The 19,274-nt window shown below is 27.5% G+C and carries 16 protein-coding genes and 1 riboswitch; of the genes, 9 read left to right on the top strand and 7 right to left on the bottom strand.

The annotated features are described in order from the left end of the window. The 4 genes from MYB_RS02760 to MYB_RS02745 are packed head-to-tail and all read left to right on the top strand — an operon-like array spanning position 1 to position 4,813. Positions 1-966, top strand: coding sequence for a thermonuclease family protein (locus tag MYB_RS02760; protein ID WP_022935095.1), 966 nt, complete (start codon positions 1-3; stop codon positions 964-966). Next, entirely contained in the window at positions 947-2,890 is a 1,944-nt protein-coding gene (locus tag MYB_RS02755) for an ATP-binding cassette domain-containing protein (RefSeq protein WP_022935096.1), read from the top strand. The genes MYB_RS02760 and MYB_RS02755 overlap by 20 nt, the downstream gene beginning before the upstream one ends. Continuing rightward, on the top strand, positions 2,878-3,894 hold the full coding sequence (locus MYB_RS02750) for a carbohydrate ABC transporter permease (RefSeq protein WP_022935097.1): 1,017 nt from the start codon (positions 2,878-2,880) through the stop codon (positions 3,892-3,894). Before MYB_RS02755 ends, MYB_RS02750 begins: the two co-directional genes overlap by 13 nt. Further along, complete coding sequence (locus MYB_RS02745) at positions 3,857-4,813, top strand: carbohydrate ABC transporter permease (RefSeq protein ID WP_022935098.1); 957 nt, start codon at positions 3,857-3,859, stop codon at positions 4,811-4,813. The genes MYB_RS02750 and MYB_RS02745 overlap by 38 nt, the downstream gene beginning before the upstream one ends. A gap of 125 nt (positions 4,814-4,938) precedes the next feature. Here the strand turns inward: MYB_RS02745 and MYB_RS02740 are convergent, their stop codons facing one another. The 6 genes from MYB_RS02740 to MYB_RS02715 form a co-directional block, all read right to left on the bottom strand. Further along, the gene (locus MYB_RS02740; RefSeq protein ID WP_022935100.1) at positions 4,939-5,889 is read right to left on the bottom strand and encodes a nucleotidyltransferase; all 951 of its coding nucleotides are present in this window, start codon (positions 5,887-5,889) and stop codon (positions 4,939-4,941) included. Between the two features lie 2 nt (positions 5,890-5,891). Next, positions 5,892-7,547 carry an ABC transporter permease gene (locus MYB_RS02735; protein WP_022935101.1) on the bottom strand — a complete coding sequence of 552 codons (1,656 nt, stop codon included), beginning with the start codon at positions 7,545-7,547 and terminating at the stop codon, positions 5,892-5,894. A gap of 1 nt (position 7,548) precedes the next feature. Beyond that, positions 7,549-8,289, bottom strand: a complete 741-nt coding sequence (locus MYB_RS02730; RefSeq protein ID WP_022935102.1) for an ATP-binding cassette domain-containing protein — start codon at positions 8,287-8,289, stop codon at positions 7,549-7,551. Continuing rightward, positions 8,289-9,524 carry an ABC transporter thiamine pyrophosphate-binding lipoprotein p37/Cypl gene (gene cypl / locus MYB_RS02725; protein WP_022935103.1) on the bottom strand — a complete coding sequence of 412 codons (1,236 nt, stop codon included), beginning with the start codon at positions 9,522-9,524 and terminating at the stop codon, positions 8,289-8,291. Before cypl ends, MYB_RS02730 begins: the two co-directional genes overlap by 1 nt. A 36-nt stretch (positions 9,525-9,560) precedes the next feature. After that, positions 9,561-9,653: riboswitch (TPP riboswitch) on the bottom strand. A gap of 30 nt (positions 9,654-9,683) precedes the next feature. Further along, positions 9,684-10,802 carry a hypothetical protein gene (locus MYB_RS02720; protein ID WP_022935104.1) on the bottom strand — a complete coding sequence of 373 codons (1,119 nt, stop codon included), beginning with the start codon at positions 10,800-10,802 and terminating at the stop codon, positions 9,684-9,686. 11 nt (positions 10,803-10,813) lie between these two features. Beyond that, positions 10,814-12,421, bottom strand: coding sequence for an LppA-related lipoprotein (locus tag MYB_RS02715; protein WP_022935105.1), 1,608 nt, complete (start codon positions 12,419-12,421; stop codon positions 10,814-10,816). Positions 12,422-12,494: 73 nt separating this feature from the next. Between MYB_RS02715 and glpK the strand changes: the two genes are divergently transcribed. Both glpK and MYB_RS02705 read left to right on the top strand, forming a co-directional pair. After that, a complete protein-coding gene (glpK, locus tag MYB_RS02710; RefSeq protein WP_022935106.1) occupies positions 12,495-14,012 on the top strand; it encodes a glycerol kinase GlpK in 1,518 nt (505 codons plus the stop codon). A gap of 10 nt (positions 14,013-14,022) precedes the next feature. Next, on the top strand, positions 14,023-14,775 hold the full coding sequence (locus MYB_RS02705; RefSeq protein WP_022935107.1) for an MIP/aquaporin family protein: 753 nt from the start codon (positions 14,023-14,025) through the stop codon (positions 14,773-14,775). 84 nt (positions 14,776-14,859) lie between these two features. On the opposite strand, the gene MYB_RS02700 is transcribed toward MYB_RS02705, so the two are convergent. Beyond that, on the bottom strand, positions 14,860-15,948 hold the full coding sequence (locus MYB_RS02700; RefSeq protein ID WP_022935108.1) for a YhjD/YihY/BrkB family envelope integrity protein: 1,089 nt from the start codon (positions 15,946-15,948) through the stop codon (positions 14,860-14,862). Between the two features lie 103 nt (positions 15,949-16,051). Between MYB_RS02700 and MYB_RS02695 the strand changes: the two genes are divergently transcribed. From MYB_RS02695 to MYB_RS03225, 3 genes are read left to right on the top strand one after another with little or no spacing between them, the layout of a single operon-like run. Further along, entirely contained in the window at positions 16,052-16,825 is a 774-nt protein-coding gene (locus tag MYB_RS02695; RefSeq protein WP_022935109.1) for a DNA-processing protein DprA, read from the top strand. Next, positions 16,818-17,147, top strand: coding sequence for an Mbov_0395 family pilin-like conjugal transfer protein (locus tag MYB_RS02690; protein ID WP_022935110.1), 330 nt, complete (start codon positions 16,818-16,820; stop codon positions 17,145-17,147). Before MYB_RS02695 ends, MYB_RS02690 begins: the two co-directional genes overlap by 8 nt. Positions 17,148-17,150: 3 nt before the next feature. Next, positions 17,151-19,274, top strand: coding sequence for an Mbov_0396 family ICE element transmembrane protein (locus MYB_RS03225; protein ID WP_022935111.1), 2,124 nt, complete (start codon positions 17,151-17,153; stop codon positions 19,272-19,274).

The raw sequence follows: 19,274 nt of genomic DNA, 5'->3' as shown, positions 1-19,274 counted from the left end.
ATGTTTGTTTGAAAAAAATTACTCTTAGTTTCTGCAACTATAACACCAATAGTGGCACTAGCATCTTGTGGATTAAATTATGCTAGTGCGCAAAAGTATTATCAAGTTGAAAGTTTTCAAGATAATCCTTTTGCAGATATTCAAAATAAAAATAGCAATTATTATAAAGAAGTTCAAAAGTTTTTTGACACAAATTATGTTTGAACCAATGCAGATAAACAAATGTACAAAAATGATAAATTACCAAATTTAAAATATTTTAGTGTGTTTGAAGCTAAACTAGTTAGTTGAACTGATGGTGATACTGCTAAAGTTCAAACAACTGGTAAACTTGAATTTGATGCAAAAACTCAAAAATATAAAACCATCAAAGAAAAAGAACCACAATTTCCAGAACCAATTAGTGTTCGTTTTGAAACTATTGACACAGCTGAAACCACTTTTGTTGACAAAGACACTGGTAAACGAAAACCAACAACTGGCCTAGAATATAAATATGCAGAACAGGCCAAGGAATTTGCAAAACTTTTAATCCCTATAGGATCAACAGTCTACTTTGTCTTTTCAGGAGAATCACCAAAAGGCTCTTATAATAGAAAAGTAGGCAATATTTATTTTGGCCATGATGGTTTTTACAAAAATTACAACATCGAAATCATTAAAGCAGGTTTAGCCCTTCCAATTATTAGTGATTTAGCCAATGTAAACATTAATACAAGTGTAGATTTTTATACATCAATTAAACAATCAGCTAGTTTGGAAAACGCTATTAACAAAAAATATGGAATGTTTGCAGAACTAAAAGGTTTAGATTTCAAATCAATTTCAACTGTTGTTGAAAGTATTTATCAAACTAGAGGTGGCTCATCAATTTCTCAATTTCTAAAACTCGACAATAACAAAGATGAAAATGTTATTGATTACTATGAATTTGCTTTAAATCAACATGAAAAAGAAGAACAATAAAATGAATCTAAAAAATCAAGATAAAACCCAACAAGATCAGCAATTTTTAAATGAAATTAAAAATTTAAAAATTGCTGCTGATCAACGTTTCCAATTAAAATCTAAAATCCCAGCCATTGAAATCAAAGATCTTACAATTGACTTTGGTGAAACACTAGCAGTTGACACTGCAAATATCACTGTTTACAAAGGTGAGTTAGTTACTTTGTTAGGACCTTCAGGATCTGGTAAAACCACCATTTTAAATGCTATTGCTGGACTTTTAACACCAACTTCAGGACGTATTTTATTCAATGGACAAGAAGTTACAAAATACACTCCACAACAAAGAAAACTTGGACTTGTGTTTCAAAACTATGCACTTTATCCACACCTAAATGTGTATGATAATATAGCATTTCCATTAACAAATGATCCAAAATGAAAGCAAAAAGTGTTTGAAAAATCCCTTTTAGCACGTGTTAATGCAAACTCAGTTGTGTTTGCCAAAAATGGAGCACCTGAAGAAGCTATCAAGGAATATAAATCTCATTTATACAATTATTTAGATGTTTATAAACAACTTGAAATGCAATATAATGCAAGCAAAAGTGCTATATATGCAAAACTAAATCAATTAAAAACTGATTTAGTTTTGGTTAAAGCTCACAAACATGCTGAAATTAAAAATTTAACTTTTAATCTTTTAAAAATTCAAAAATTAGTTCCTTCATTTGCAAGAAGATTGTTTAATAAAATTGTTTTTTCTTTATCAAAGAAAAACAAAGAACTAATAGAAAAACAAACTTTAGATAATAAAAATTATCAAACAAACTTAAATAATTTTCTTGATGCTCGTACTAAATATGAAGAAGATGTTAAAAAAATTAATATTAAAACTCGAGAAGAATATAAATTGCTCAAAGCACAATTAAAAGCCGAGAAAAAAGCTATTAATAGCAACGTTCCTGTTGAACTAAGTCAAGATTATGAAGTGGGTGCGACAAAAATTGTTCGCACTAAAGCTGAATTGACAAAACTAAAAAAACAAATTAGTGAATTCAAGAAAAAAACCTTTTCAATTTTTATTAACTTTGAAAAAGATCTTGTTAATAAATATTCCCTTGATTTGAGCAAATTAAGTGATGAAGAGTTAAAAGAGTATGAAACTTTCAAAGCAGATAATATTACAGTTCGTGAAGCAATTAATCGCGAAGTTTTAAGAACAGCTGAAAAAGTTGAAATTACTAAAAATTTAGCTAAAAAACCAACCAAGCTTTCTGGTGGGCAACAACAACGTGTTGCTATTGCTCGTGGAATTGTTCGTCATCCAGATATTTTATTAATGGATGAACCATTGTCAAACCTAGATGCTAAATTAAGAATTCAAACTCGTCAATGAATTCGAAAAATTCAAACTGAAATTGGAATTACTACAGTTTTTGTTACCCATGATCAAGAAGAGGCAATGTCAATTTCAGACCGAATCATTTGTATGTCAACAGGTTATGTACAACAAATTGGAACTCCAATGGAACTTTACAACACTCCAAAAAATGAGTTTGTTGCTAGTTTTTTAGGAATGCCTGAAATGAATATTTTCGATGCTGATTACAATTTAGAAACTAATCAAATTAGTGTTAAAGGTAAAGTAATTATTGAAAACTTTAAAAATTATGACAAAAATAAAATTCGTGTTGGAATTAGAGCAGAACATATTCGCGAAATGGGAAGTGGTAACTTTGTGGGCACAATTACAACTTTAGAGCATCTTGGGAAAGATATTTTAGCTAAAGTTGAAGTTGAAGAACTTGGCCAAATTACTACATTTTTAAAAGAAAAACAATTTTATGAAATTGGCGAAAAAGTTAATTTCTATTTCCGCCCTGAAAAAGTTCACTTTTTTGACATTGACACTAGAGAGCGTGTAGAATGGTTTTCCTAAATTTTTTAAATAATATAATTTACAAGCACCGTGTTCGTAAACAATGAGCTGAACTCGGAGTTTTAGATAAATCTAGCCCATTTTGAAAGCCATTTTTACTTTTGTTGCCTTCCATTTTGGTTATTTTTCTCTTTACTTTTCTACCTTTTATTTATTCTTTAAGTAAATCAGTTACTGTTGCAAACAACCCAAATAAAGCATCAGATGTTAGTTTTGGTTTTGCTAATTTTACTGATATTTGAAATGACTCAAATTTTGTTGTTGCAATTAGAAACTCTGTAATTTACTCAGTTGTAGCTTTACCAATTACTTTAATGATAAGTTTGATTGTTGCTTCAACACTTGCATCATTGCATCGTAAATATGCACGTGGTTTTTGACAGACAGTGTTTTTCTTGCCATATGTGACATCAGGAATTGCAGTTTCAATTGCTTTTGCTTTTATTTTTGACTCATCACGTTCAGGATTTATTAATTCAATTACTGGTTCAGAAACTCGTTGATTAGAAAGTGCTGATCGCAATAGTTTTAAAGCTTTATTTGTTATTTTGACTTCTGGAGTTTGACGTAATTTAGCTTTTGAAATTTTAATTTTAACTACTGCGATGGTCTCAGTTAATCCTACACTTTACAAAGCCGCTTCAATTGATGGTGCTTCACCATTGAAACAATTTTTTAAAATAACTTTACCTTCTGTTTCAAGAACAATTAATTTTTTAATTACTATTGGAATTATTGCTGGAATCAAAGTCTTTCCTATTGGTATTTTTAGAAATCCAGGAGATGCTTTTGCAAATGGTGGTAATACTTTATTGTTATATATTTATTCATTTGTGCAATCCAGTCAGTTTGGCCTAGCAGGTGCTGCAACTCTATTTTTATTTATTTTCGGAGTTGCTTTATCTGTAACTGTTAAACAAGGATTGAATTTAGTTATTCAAATTGCAAACAAAATTGGAGAAAGAAATGTTTACCGTAAAATTAAAACTTCAACAATTCATTAGTAATCAACGTGCTAAGCGAATTGTTGAATCAATGACCTCACAAGTTCGAGATGTGAGTTGATGAGGGACACTATCTAGTTTAATTATTAAATTTATTGTCCTATTTATTTTTGGATTATTTATTATTTTTCCTTTTTATTTTATGATAGTCTATGCTTTTGCTTCTGACCAGCAAATTACAGACACTAGAGTTCCAGTTTACTGGCCAGATCATTTTAATTTCAATAATTTTTCTAGAGCCCTAAAACAAGGATATTTAAATGCTCTTGGATGAACAGCATTAATCACATTGGTGTCTGTGATTTCAAAAGTCTTCTTTTCAATGACTTTTGGTTATGCATTTTCACTTAAAAAATGAAGATTTAAAAAACTTTCATGAGTAATTTTTCTATCAATTTTAGTTTTACCTGAAACAGCGTTACTACTTGGACAATATAGAGTAATGGTGCTCTTGCAATGAACAACAGGACCACAATCATTTTTAGCACTAACTGCGCCATTTGTTGCTTCAGTTTTTTCAGGATTTATGTTCAGAAATGCTTTTGAAGCAATTCCTGATCGAATCAAAGAAGCTGCAATGATGGATGGGTGTTCACAAGTACGTATGTTTTTTAAAGTGGCTATTCCAATGGTTACTCCAACAATTTGAACTGTTGGGATTTTAACAGCGTTTGCAGCTTGAAACTCAACTTTATGACCACTACTTATTCTAACTGGTAATAAAGATATTCAAGTTCTTAATGTTTGGTTATTAGATGTTGGAACTGATGATGCAGGTGATGAGCAATTAGGATTTTTCAAAAATGTTAGAATGGCTGGTGCTATTTTAGCAATTCTACCTATGTTTATTATTTACTTTGGTTTCCGTCGTCGTATTTTAAATGCTATTTCAAGACAAGGTTCAACAGTTAAGGGATAATATGAGTTTGACTAGATTTTTTAGCAAAAAAAATAATACAAAATTAGGACTTTTTGTTCAATATTTCCTTATGGCATTAGTTGTGCTTGTTGGTTTAGCCTTTGTTGGTTTAACAATTTATGGAATTATTGTTTTCTTTCAAGGTATTTCTGTTGACGGATTTTAAAATCTTCACTCTCAAAATCATAAACTTCTAATGTTACATATAAAACTGCACGTTTAATTCGACTAGTTGTATATCTTTTTGAATTAGTTCGATTAATAAATTCAGCCAAAGACTTAGCATCAATATGCTTTTTGAAAAGGTTTTCCATACCTTCTGAAATCATCTTGATTTGTTTTAATTTTTCGGCCGGTGTTTCATTTACAACCTTTTGAAAAACAGGATATAAGTCCTGTAATTCAAAAGGTTTTTTATTAAATTTCATAGGAGAAAATTCACTAATATCTTGCCCGTCAGTTATCATTTTGCGCAACAATGAGGCAGAAGCAAAATTCTCAGTTGTATTTTCACTATGAAAATCAACAGTTCTTTTTAAACAAAAAGCTTGAATGGGATAATTGTGAAAAACAATTTGCTTCACATATTCAAAACCTAAAATATCGTTAGGCAAGGTTATTTTTTGTCCTGATAAAGATTCTAAAGCACTAGCGGCAGCGTTTGGAAATGAAAAACCTTGTTTCAAAAAACCTTTAAGTAACTTATTATAATTATCTTCATTGTCCTTTATTAAATTTGCTAAAAAATATAAGTTATCAATATTATCAGATTCTGAACCAAAAATCAGTTTATTTATTTTATTTTCATAAATCAATTTAATTGCACCTTCTGCAAAAATATGAGCAGCTTGTGTTGCAAATTGAAAAGGAAGTTCAATAACTTTAGAGGCTCCATATTTTAATGCAAATTCTTTGCGAGTTTCAAAATTAGCAACTGCTATTTCTCCTCTTTGTGTATAGTTTCCAGTTAAAATGATGATAATTTCATCATTTGGGAAATGTTGTTTTACATAATTTAATTGATAAATATGACCATTATGAAATGGGTTATATTCTGCGATAATTGCGATTGCCATAATTAAATTATAAAACTATTTTTAAATTTGATTTTTAAAAATTTTCATCATTTATCTTGGCTAGTTAGCACCAAAATTTCTAGTGTAAAAATTACAAACCAACCAACTCAAGCATAAGTAAAAAAATTATTGACAGAATTAGTTAAAAAATTAGATGATGACACACTAATTTTTTGTCCTAATTGTGAACCGCTAAAATAACCAAATAAAATTAAACTGTGAAGAATATTTGTAGAATAAACGAATAGATAATTTTTATATTCAGGTCAAATTGATGGGAAAACAAAGTCTTTAATTATTTTAAATTTAGATCAACCCTGTAATTTTAGTAATTGATATTTTTTTCAATCAATTGAATTTAATGTTTCATTAATTTTTTTAGTTAATTCTAAAGAATCTTTCAAACCAATAAGAATTGCTGTCAATAACAAAGGAGGTATATAAGATAAAGGAAGTAACATAAAAAAGAATATTGTTGATGGAATTATTCGGAAAATTATTAAAATAATTTTGCCAGGAATCCATTGATAAGGTTTATTTAATTTTTCATTTGATAACAAAACATTCAAGATAGTAAAAACAAACAAAATAATTAATGCAACTATCATTTGTGCAATTAGTGATCAAACCATAAAGATAGGATTTTGATCAGGATTTTGGCTAAACAAAGACCAATTAATGTTAAAAATATTTTTTAAAAAAAACTTGATTTTTGAAGTATTTACACTTCAAATTGGAATATCAATAATTGATCAAATTGCAATCATTAATATTATTATTAATATAAATAATTTAGCAAATTTATCATAATTTAATTTTCAAAATAAAACAAAATTATTTTTTTGCTTTAAATCTACATTTTTTTTATTAACAGCTAGTTTATTTAAAACAATTACAATTAATTCCAAAATAATTATTGAAAAAATTAAAACTATTAAAGGAATTCCAATCACAGATCATCCAATTGTTGGATCTTGAGCATCGATTATTAATTTTCCTATTCCTATAACTCCAGCTGCTGAAATTATAGTAGTTCATCGAATATTGGATTCCAAAGAATAAAAAAATAAACCTAAAAATTTATTACTAATTATAGGTAAAATTAAATTTTTAAAATTAACAAATTTGTTTTTACTAATTTGATTTTGAAGGTGGTAATTGTATCAATCAATGCTATTTAAAAAAGATAAAAAATATCTATGAAGTCAAAGCCAAGTAAATCAAAAAATTATTAAAACAGCTGCCAGTTGTTTGCTAAAAATATCACTAATAGCTAGTAAAATAAACGGAATTGGAAAAGATTTAAAAAATATTATTAAAAAATTAATAATTTTTTTACTATATTTATTTGTTATAAAATCAGATGAAAATAGTGAGGTTCAAAAAGCAAAAAAAGAACCTATTAATGTTCCCAAAATTGTATATTTTATTGTAAGCCACAATAAGTTAAAACTAAAACTTCAAAGTGAAAAATTTGGATAACTAGGATGGTGGTTACTGAAAATAAAAAAATCAGAAATATTTGTAGAAACTAAAAATCAACCTTTTGCATTAATAGGTGAAAAAATTGTATAAAAAGATACAATTATCATTGCAGAAATGATAAAAAATAAAATTATTTTTTTTGTTTTATTCAGTTTGAAAAAATTACTATTCATCTTAAATTAAAAATGTTTCTTTTAGTTCTGGACTTATTTCATCAAAAGAATTGAATAAAATAGCTTTTTTATTGTGAATTACCAAAAAATAACCATCATATTTTTTTATAATATCAGCATTATGGGATGCAATAAAAACTATAGATTCACTTTGTTTTGCCAGTGTTAAAATTAAATTAAAAATTTTTTGTGAAGTTAACTGATCTAAACCTTTTGTTGGTTCATCTGCTAAAATAATTGACGGTTTTGTAAGCATTAATTTTGCGATTTCAACTCTTTGTTGTTGTCCACCAGACAAATTTTTGTAAATGGCAAAAATTTGTTGTTCTAATCCTAATTGTTTTAAAATGCTATAAATTTGTTGTTTTTGGTTTTGAGTAGCAATGTTAAATAAACTATAAAATCAATTTTTAAACTTTGGTAAATGTTTAACAACATTGGTATAAACATTTTGAAATTCAATAGAATTTCCAAATTGTGATAAAAAACCTATTTTTTTTGTAAATATTTTCTTTTTTTTACTATCCAGGTTAGTAATGTTTTGCTTATTGAAAATAATATGTCCATTTTTAACATCCATATTTTGTAAAATAGACAAAAAAAAGGATGTTTTTCCTTGACCACTTCCACCAACAACAAAAATTGGTTTAGAATTGGAAACAGAAAAATTTATATTATTTAACACAATTTTTTCAGACCCAGAATACCCAATGGTCAAATTATTAAACTCTATAAAATTCATTAATTTTCCTCCAGTGAATTTTTAAACATATTACGAAATATAGATGAATCAGAAATTTTTTGATAACCATTATATCCAATACTTTCACCAAAAGTGTCTTTATTATTCAAAGACAAATTAATTAAAGCTTGAGATATTAAATCTCTTTGAAGTTTATTAAAATCACCACGAAAACTACCTATATCATATGGTAGTGGGTTTGTCAATGTTAAAATTTCAATTTTTTCATTAGGATTTTTAGGTGTAAAACGAGAGTCATCTCCTTCATTTGGTGTTCAAGCAAAACTTGCTTCATCATCAAAAGCAATTTTAAATTTTTGATCTTGTCCTATTGATATAGATTGGGGCGATTCTTGTAAAAAGTATTGTGGTTTTTTTATTTTTTCTTCACTGAGAGTTTTTTGTTTGTTCTTGAAATAATTAGCAAAATGTTGCTGAATTAAGTTAGCTTCTAATTTTCATCTTCCGCCAGAAGATTCTTTTCCATGAATAATTCCGAATTTTACTCATTGTTCAAAATCGCGATTATTCCAATATTTTTTAATTGCTTTTAAAGTTTTTGAATCACCTGCAATCATAATCATACCTCTATAAAAAGGAACTTGCGTTTTATTTTTGTCATACAAAAATCTATAAGCAACACCATCTCATTTTTGTGGTCCGTTTTTTGTATTTTGTCATTGATTAAAAGGTGTTTGATTAAATAAATTAGATAACTCTTGTGCTTGTTTTACTAAATAATCATTGCTAGAACCATCTGAGTAACTTTTTGGTTCCAAATCATTTGCAAAGGCTCAAGTTGTAGTTTGTAAAGCATTTTGTAATCGATTTTGTTTATCAATTTCAATTGTTGATGTTGCATCTGCAAAAGCAAAATCAATAGATCGCTTAGAATTATCTGCAGCCAATAATTGTGTGATTGCAGTTCTACTATCACTAATATCTTGAAATTCAAAAGTTACATCTGCTAAATTTTTAGTTTGTGGATTTTGATTTTTTAGTTTATTAAATTCATTCGAAAGATTAGATAAAAAAGTAGAAATTCTCTTGTCTGAAGGGTCTTTAGAACGTGTTCAAGAAGAATCTGCTCCGATATTTACTTTTGTATCCCAAGCAAATGAGTCAGATGTGCTATTAGTTGAACAACTAACTAAAGTTAAAAAAGACAAAAATCCACCACAAATTAAAAACTTATGTATTCGTTTTTTAATATTTAAATAAAATTTTGTTTTCATACAATCCTTAGAGTGTTGATGTATGTAAACAAAGGAATATATAAAAAATAAACTCGTTACGCTAGTACTAACTAGTTCAACTTTTAAGAGTATTTCTCAGCCTAGTTAAAGGCACCCCTGTTTACTTAATATATTATTTTAGCAAATTTATATTGCTTTTTAATTATTTTTAAGTGGAATTGTTTTTTTAATTTCAAAATTGTTGTATATTCCAACAAAAGATGAATTTAATATATTTTTAAAACTTGCATATGGATTGGCAAAAGCATAAAAAATATTGTAAGTAATTTCCAATTGATTACCAATTATTTTTGCATCAAAAAATAATTCATTATTTAAATTTTTTAAATCTAAAAACACTAAATTATTTAACAAAAAATAATTTTGATTTTTAGATAATAAATTTGACACTAAAATTTCTGAATCCTTTATTTTTGTAGCTCAATTAGTATTTTTAGATTTAAAAATTAAGTTATTTTTTATAAAATTAAAAATTTTATCTTTATAGTATTTATTAATATTTGTTAAATTGGTTAAAGGAATTTCTGTTAATAATTTTTTAGTGTTAATTTCGACTTCAAAAGGGATTTGTTCACTAATTTTTTGAAAACCAGAAAATAAAAATTGTTTAGAATCTAAAATTTTATTTTTATTTAAAATTTGAATTTCTAGTTTAAGTGTTCCGCTATAATCATCTGCAAATGAATTGGTAATTTGAAAGCTAATGTCTTTATTTTCCTTGTAGTTTGGAACTTCAAAAAAATCTTTAACATTTAAATCTTTTAAATTAAATGCAATAAAAGTAGGATATAAAGATAGAAAGTTGTTATTTAGTTTTTTGGGTTTTATGCCAAAGTCATTAGTAGTGTTATATTTTAAACTCACTATTTTGGATATTTTTGACTTTCTATTTTTATTATCAAAAATATTCAAAATTACATTTTGAATTTTATTATTTTCTATAACTGCTTTTTTAAAATCAAAGTTTAAAACAAAATTAGAGGATAGATTATAAGGAAATTCAATGAAATTTAGTGGTTGATTAAAAATTAAAATTTCTTTAAAAGTTTTTAAAACATCTTTTAATGGTTTGTTATTTAAATAATAAGGCAAATTTAAATTATTGGGAATGGAGTTTGCATAATCTTGTAAGGTTAAAGATTTTATTTTATTCAAATCAAGTTGAAAAGGTTTTTTATTTTCAATTTTGGGATCATTTTGAGCACAACTAATGAATAATAAAGAAGAAGGAATGGCAAATAATAGTTTGAGTTTCATAAAAAATAATTTTAGTTAAAATCAATTGTGCCAGTGAGTATTTTGGTGTGATGTTGTGATTCTGGAAATATTCCACTATTTTCAGTTATAGGTTGATTATAATCTAAATACTGATAATCTAAATTTCAAGTATAAGTAATTTTTTTATTACCATCTCATTTAAATTTGATTCCATCATTATTTTGCCCATTATTAAATGAGTTAGAAAAGATAATTTGTGGAAATAATATGTGATTGGAATCTTTGAGATGTTTTTGAACATCAAACAAAGCCTTTTTATAATTTGTAATATTTTGATTAGATTTGATGTGAACTTGCAAATATTTTTTTACTAATTTTTTTAATTTACTTTGTAATGCAAATGTTGGTTGATTAGAGTTTCTATTTATTTGAGATTTAATTGTTTGGTCACTTTTGGCTTCACTTGTAAGTCTTATATTATCGATAGTAAATTCAACTAAATCATCACTATTTTTAGCTAAATTTTCAAATACAAATGTGTGTTCTTTTGAATCTTCTAAAGTTCCTTGGTAGTGTTCATCTCTGTTTTTTGCTTCAACAGTCAATGTCAAAGTACCTTGATCATCATTTGCAATTGCTTTAATAGGTTGTATTGTGTAATGATGGTTGTTTTTATTTTCTATTTCCAATAATGAGTCAATCAAACCGACACCAAACCCTAAACCTTCAATTACTTCTTCAGGGTTTGAAAAAATGGAATCATCAATCGTTTTATTGCTATTTAACAAAGCAAATGCTAAAAAAGAGGGGAATACTTGCTTAAAAGATGTTGGCAATTCTTTCTTTTTTATAATGAAATTAGATTCACCACTATTTTTGGTTAGTAATAAATTTACATTTTTTTTCTCTGAATAGTTAGTTTTTAAATCTGTTAATTTTAGTTCAACATTTTGAATTTCAGAACTTGTGCTTGTAGATTTTGAAAAATCAAAATTAATTTTATATTCATTGTCATCTATAGATAAAGGTTCTACAAATGTTTGATAACTAAATGTTGAAGAATAGTCATGTTGAAATTTATATAAAATAGAATTTGGATTTACAAATTGATTAACTTTATCCTTTGCAATAACCAAACCAGTCGGAATAGATTCTAAAACTTTTTTTAATTTTTCTCTAGATTCTTGATTTTCTTGTCCTGAATCTTTTTTTTGTGGAAGGCTTGTTTCTCCAGAATTTGCTTTATTGTTTGGTTGATTTGGAAAATTTCTTTCAATTTTTGGTTCTTCTGGCTTATCAGAAGGTATTGTTGATTTAGGGTTTGAGTCTTGTTTGTTTAAAGAATCATTTGGATCTTTAGGTTTTTTAGATTCATCTAAAATAGGTTTATCATTAGAAGGTTGTGTTTTAATAGGATCTATTTTTTTCGGTTCTTCAGGTTTTAGAGTTGCAGGAGGTGTTGTGGGTAAAGATTCTTTTGGAGTTGTTGATTTTGGTTTCTCAGGTTTGCTAGGTTCTTCAGGTCTAAGAACTAATTGAGGCAATTGTGGTAATTCAGGATCTAAATCTTTTTGAATTTCATTGGGAGTTTCACAAGAAATCATTGCAATAATAGGTATAGTTAACACTGATGTAACAACTCATTTTTTTTTCTTCATATTAGTGTAAAATTATACACTATTACCCTTAAATTAAGTTTTTAAATCAAAACATTTAATAAAGGATTTGGATATGAACAATAAATTTATTGTAACTTTAGATTCAGGCACAACTTCATGTCGAACATTAGTTGTTGACCACCAAGGTCAAATTAGAGCTATATCACAAACTGAATTTACTCAATATTTTCCAAAATCAGGTTGAGTAGAGCATGATCCTCTTGAAATTTGAAACACACAAGTCTCAACAATGCAAAGTGCAACAAATAAAGCAAAAATTAGTTCAAAAGAAATTGCTGCACTTGGAATCACAAATCAACGTGAAACTATAGTTTTGTGAGATAAAGAAACCGGATTACCAGTTTATAATGCAATTGTTTGGCAAGATCGAAGAACAAGTGATTATTGTGATGAACTTGTTGCTAAAGGACTGGCTGATAAATTTAGTGAAAAAACAGGATTAATAATTAATCCTTATTTTAGTGGAACTAAAATTCGTTGAATCTTGCAAAATATTGAAGAAGCTAAAACTAAACTTAAAGACGGTAAATTGCTCGCTGGTACCATCGATACTTGATTAATGTGAAAACTCACAGATGGTAAGGTTCATGCAACAGATGTTTCAAATGCTTCTAGAACACTTTTGTTTAATATTCATACATTAGAGTGAGATCAAGAAATTCTTGATTTGCTTGAAATTCCTAGAGAAATATTGCCTGAAGTTAAAGATTCATCAACTCACTTTGGATTCGTAGAGTCGCATCATTGGTCTAATAAGGACAAAGATTTAGTGCCAATTACAGGAATTGCCGGAGACCAACAATCTGCGCTTTTTGGACAACTTTGTACAGAAGTAGGTATGGTTAAAAATACTTATGGAACAGGTTGTTTTACTTTAGTCAATACAGGTACCACTGCTATAAAAAGTAGCAATAAATTATTGACTACAATAGCTTGAAAACTTGAAAATCAACCAACCATTTATGCGCTTGAAGGCTCAGTTTTTATAGCTGGAGCTGCAATTCAGTGACTTCGGGATTCACTTCGAATTTTATATAATTCAGCTGAATCTGATTTTTTCACTTCACTTGTTCAAGATGATCAAAGAGTTTATGTAGTGCCTTCTTTTACGGGGTTAGGAGCACCATATTGAGATTCATATTCTAGAGGAGCTATTTTTGGTTTAGAACGAGGAACAAAGCGTGAACATATCATTAAAGCAACACTAGATTCAATAGCTTATCAATCAAATGATCTAATTAAAGCAATGGAAAAAGATCTTCAAAAACCTATTATTTTGCTTAAAGTTGATGGTGGTGCTTCTAATTCAAATTATTTGATGCAATTTCAATCTTCAATTTCAAATTTAAAAGTTGAAAGACCAGCTAACATTGAAACTACAGCACTAGGTGTTTCTTATCTTGCAGGTTTAGCTGTTGGATTTTGGTCATCTATTGATCAAATTAAACAAATGGTAAAACCAGATAGAATTTTTGAACCTGAATTTGATGAACCAACTATCGATCGTTTATTAAAAGGTTGAAATACAGCTGTTAAAAAAACCTTAAATTGAACTAAAGATATAGAATAAAAGGAAAATTATGGAACTTTTTGATTCACAATTATTATCAGAATTTTTAGGAACACTATTTTTAATTTTACTTGGTAATGGTGTTGTTTATAGTGTTTCTGGCACAAAAATGTTTGCAAATCAACCTGGAAAATGAGTTGTTGTTGCAATGGGTTGAGGCTTTGGTGTTTTAGTTGGTGTGATTATTAGTCAAGCTTTAGGTGGTTCTGGACATCTAAATCCAGCAGTATCTATTTATGCTGCAATTTCAAATAAAGATGCCAAAATTTTAGCTTACATTCCAATGCAAATTTTAGGAGCGATGGCAGGCCAAATTATTCTTAACTTTATTAATTGAAAACACATTGATGAAACTGATTTAGTAACTGTTCGTTCAGCTCATTGTACTTCACCTGCCTATGAAAATAAAGGGAAAACAACAATTTTCAACTTTTCATATGAATTTGTTGGAACAGCTGTTTTGCTTTCAGTAATCCTTGCACTTTCGAAAAATCAAAATATAACACTTGCCAATTTAGGGCCTTTACCAGTGACATTTTTAGTAATGTCAATCGGGATGTCACTAGGATCATCAACTGGTTATGCAATCAATCCTGCTCGTGATTTAGGACCTAGAATTATTTATTTTGCAATGGAAAAATTGCTTATGAAAAAAAGAACAAAAGAATTTATAGGTGCTTCTTTTTCAAGTTATGGATGATTACCTGTTGTGGCTCCAAGTTTAGCTGGTGTTGTGATTGGCCTTTTTGGATTAATTCAATAGTTGTTTTACCTATGTTTTTATAGAAAAAACAATTAAATAAAAAATCTAATTACTTTTTCTAGTATTGATTTTTTTATTTGAAAATTAATATAGAGTATTTTCATAACTTTTACTAATTTTTGAGTATCACTTACCTTTAAATGTTTTTCTATAAAATTTTTGAGTATAAGCATAATTTGCAGCAATTGCAAAATGATAGAATTGAGAAATATAAAGAGAAAAAGTTGATAGATATAAAAATGTTGAAACAGAACCAAATTTATCATAATTGATATAACCATTTAAAACTAACAAACTAAATAAAAATGTAAATTGTGTACTTGCAATGGTCATAATTCAAACACCAGGTGTGTTTCATTTTCTTTTTAATCTAAAACCTGGTAGGAATTTAAACAAAAAAGTTGTGCCAATAAAAAAGTAAGCCAATAAAAAAAAGAAACAAATTACATAAAATAGAACATTGTAAAGTCATTCTTGATGAATTTGCAAAGAAAAATATTTTATATAAAAAATTGGTAAACTAGCTAAATAAATAACAATGCTAGAAGATATAACAATCCCTATGATAGTAAAAAAACTTTTAACTTTTAAAATTCACAAAGCAATTGGCTCATTGTGATCATAACTTAATGAATAATATTTAATAAATTTACCATATCCATTTAAACCAATTAAAAAAGAAGACAAAAGAAGTAAAAGAAAAGCAACAGATTTTCAAACTTGGTTATTTACACTTAAAGAATTTAAAAAATTAATAGATTGCTTGATACCTGGTATGAATTTGTTGAGAATTTCATCAATAATAAAGTTATAAAAATGAATTTTTTGTCCATTGATTTCTACATCCTGAACTAATTTACTTGCAAAAAATAAAATCACAATTATTAAAGATAATATGGGAATAAAGGAAGTCAAAATATAAAAAGCATAGGAAATAGTGATGACACCAAAATTTTTGTGAGTAGTTTTAACAAGAGCTCCCTTAACAACTTCTTTTAAGTCAGTATTAGTTATGTTTTGTGGTTTTTTTTGGAAGGGTTGCTTAATTTTAATTGAAAGAAAAACTGGTTTAAGAATTATGAAAATAATTCAAAACCACATTTTTTGATAAAAAACAATGGATTTATTTTTTTTAACTAATATAGAACGTAAATATTTCTTGCCTTGTCGCATTTTTTAAATAAAAGTAATAAAAATAGTTGAAAAGTTTACTTTTTTTTCACTTTTAGCTCATTTTCTCCTTTTTTTAACAAATTATAATGCAAGGAGCGTAAATATGAAATCTATTTTAGTTTATTTTGCTGTTAAATACAAAGGTGATTTTAGCAAAATTAAAAAAGCATTAGAAGAACATGAGGAGGTAGAACAAGAAGATATTGATCAGACATTAAAAGTATTAGAAGAATCTAATGTTGAATATATTACTATCTTAAGTAGTAAATATCCAACTCAATTTGAATATTTAAATCAACCACCTTTTGTAATTTTTTACAAAGGTAATTTAGATATTTTGACTAGCTTATCTCCAAAAATTACACTAACAGGAGAAGAATATAATAGTGAAGTACAAGGTTTTTTTAGTAAATCACTAGATGCAGTAATAAAAAGACACACTTTAGTTGTTAATGGATATAAAGGTGTTGAACAAAAGGTTATTGAATATTACAATCTCAACGAGTCCCCTGTGATTGTTATTTCTGCAAATGGGGTTGTAAATCCTTGAATGGCAGAAGAATTTGTTGACAAATCTAATTGTTTAATTATTTCAGAGTACCCACCAAATGTAAATCTTTCAAAGAAAAGATTAATTGATCGTAATCGTTTAGTAGCTGGACTTTCACCAATTTTGGTTGTTTACTCTATTAAGAAAAAAAGCGGTTTACAAAACTTAATAACTAACTTTTTAAATATGGGTAAAGAAATTTATTGTTTTTTGAATCCTGAAAATGAAGATTCAACACTTGGAAATAAGGAGTTGATAGATCAAGGTGCCAATTGAATTACAGAAATTCGAGATTTACAAACATCAAAGAAGGAACAAAATGCCTAATATAATAGCATCATTATTTCAAAGTAAACAAGTTAGCGTTCCAACTGGTGGACAAGGCTTGAATCAACTATCAGATCAATTGCAAAGTTGAATTAAATATTTAACAACAATTGGAATGCCAATTGTTGCTGGGATTCTCGTGATTTCAGTTATCTTTTTTGCAACTATGCTTTCAATTTCACATGATGTTGAAAGACGTGAAAAATGAAAAAAAGCACTTATTTGGTCATCGATAGGATTTGTAATTATTTTAGTTGTTTTAGGATTATCTACATTAATTATTAGTATTGCTGCAAGTGCTACAGTTGGGCAAACAGGTTAATGAATGTTTGGATGAATATTTGATTCACTTTATCAAGCAATTTCTTATCCATTTTTCACTTTAGGTTGATATATTTTTGTTTATATTCCGCTATCAATAATTGGATTTTTTAACTTTGTTTTTCAACAGTTAGGCATCCAAATTATTGTCAGGGCCATTTTTGGCCATGACCAATTTAGTTTTGAGAAACTTCCGACAGGGTTTTGAGTTTTTTTAATTGCTTCAGTTGCAATTGGCTTTATTTTCATGGTGATTAGATTTGTAAAGTTTTTAACTTTACGACACCAAAACTCAAGTATAGAAATAAGTCAGATGACAAAAGGTCTTGTTGTTAGTTTATCTTTTAGTTTTTTATTTCCTATTTTAATCTTTGTTTTATTTGCTGTTTTACAAGCTTTTATGTTGCTTTTAAATCAATATATTCAAGGTGGACAAGGTTTGGTATACTTGCTAGTGAAATCATCCACTAACAAAATTGGTGAGAGTCAAATTAGCCAAATTGCTCAAGACTATCACGTTTTATCTATTGATGAATTTAATAAATTTAACAATGGAGAAGGTATTTTGATGATAATTACCCTTTCTGTTGGGGCAATTTTAATCTCTTATACTTTAGGAATTAGTTTTATTTCATGGTTTATTTCTTCGGCACAATTGTTTATGAATTTTATAACAATGCCAGCGTGAGCTACTAATAGTATTTTAGATGATGGAAGAAGTCTAAAAAAATGGGTGCGTAGTTTTACGGGTCAAATAGCTGTTATCATCATTTATCAAATGAGTTTCAATATATTTTTAATGTGAGTTTCGGCAACTTTTGTCACGGTTGAGTCTTTAAATCTTTTAGGAGCTGGTAATAATTCTTTTATTTATAAATTTTTTATTAAACTTGCATTTATTGCAGGTGGAGGACTGGCTATTTCAACCTTTACCCAACAAGTTGCCGCTCATTTCAAGCAAGGTGGAATGATTTCCAATCAGCAAAGACTTGCAAGTTCTACACTAAAAGTTGGAGGAGCAGCTTTGGGAGCGGTTTCTTATGGACTTTCTAAAATTAATAGTCAAAGATTAAAACCAAATTCTAAAGGAACGAGCAATTTAAGTTCAATTCAAAATATAAAATCTCCTATAAATAGGTTTGGAAGACCATTAGATGCTTCAGAAAACGAAAGTAAAAATCAAAATTGGTTTGATAGTTTAAAAAATGGTTTATTTAGCTTTGGAGCAGCAGCACTAGGTTCTTTAGTTGTTGGCAAAATGCGAAAAAAGGATAAAGCAATGTATCCATCGGTTATTCGCCAACAATCTAAAAAAGAAACTCCTCAAAAAGAAAAAAAATCATGGTGAACAAAAATAGGTTCCAAATGATCAAATATGTTTTCAAATGTTAGTTCCAAACCAATAAAAAATACTCAAACTAGCTATAAATCTAAAGACATTAGCTTGCCAGTTGTAATTCCTGAGTCTAAAAATAATTTAGATGCTTCACAACCAACTAAACCAATTTCACAAGAACAGTTAATGACAAACAACTTGCAAGAATCTAATTCGGAATCTTTGGAGCAACCATCCAAACCAATAATTGAAAATTCAATTACTCAAACAGAAATAAAATCAGAAAATCAAGATTTTATAGATTCTAAAAACAAACTAGATAATTCAAATCCTAAAACAATTAAAAAAGATTCAAAATTTGATGAAGAAAAATTTGAATCAACAGAAGATAAAAACAAAATAGATTCTAAAAAAGATACTTCATTTAATGAAGAAACTATAGGTGTTCAAAAAGAATCAAAACCTACAAAACCAAGAACAACCAAAAAATCTTCAAAATCTGAAGAAGAAAAATTAGACTTAACAGAAGAAAAACCTAAAAAAACCAAAAAATCTGAAGAAAAACTAGAAAAATCAACAATAAAAAAACCAAGAACAACTAAAAAATCTACAACATCCAATGAAAAACCTACCGAATCAAATGAAAGCAAAACTGTGAAACCTAAAAAAACTAAAAAAGCAACAAAAATAGAAGATGAAAAAAGTGAAAAACCTATAGAAATAAAGCCAAAACGAACAAAAAGTAGCAAAGAGCTCATTACAACTGAAGAACCAAAAATTGAAAATGTATAA

It is taken from the genome of Mesomycoplasma bovoculi M165/69 (assembly GCF_000524555.1).
Classification (GTDB): Bacteria; Bacillota_I; Bacilli_A; order Mycoplasmatales; family Metamycoplasmataceae; genus Mesomycoplasma; species Mesomycoplasma bovoculi.
This window is presented reverse-complemented; position numbering and strand designations above follow the sequence as displayed.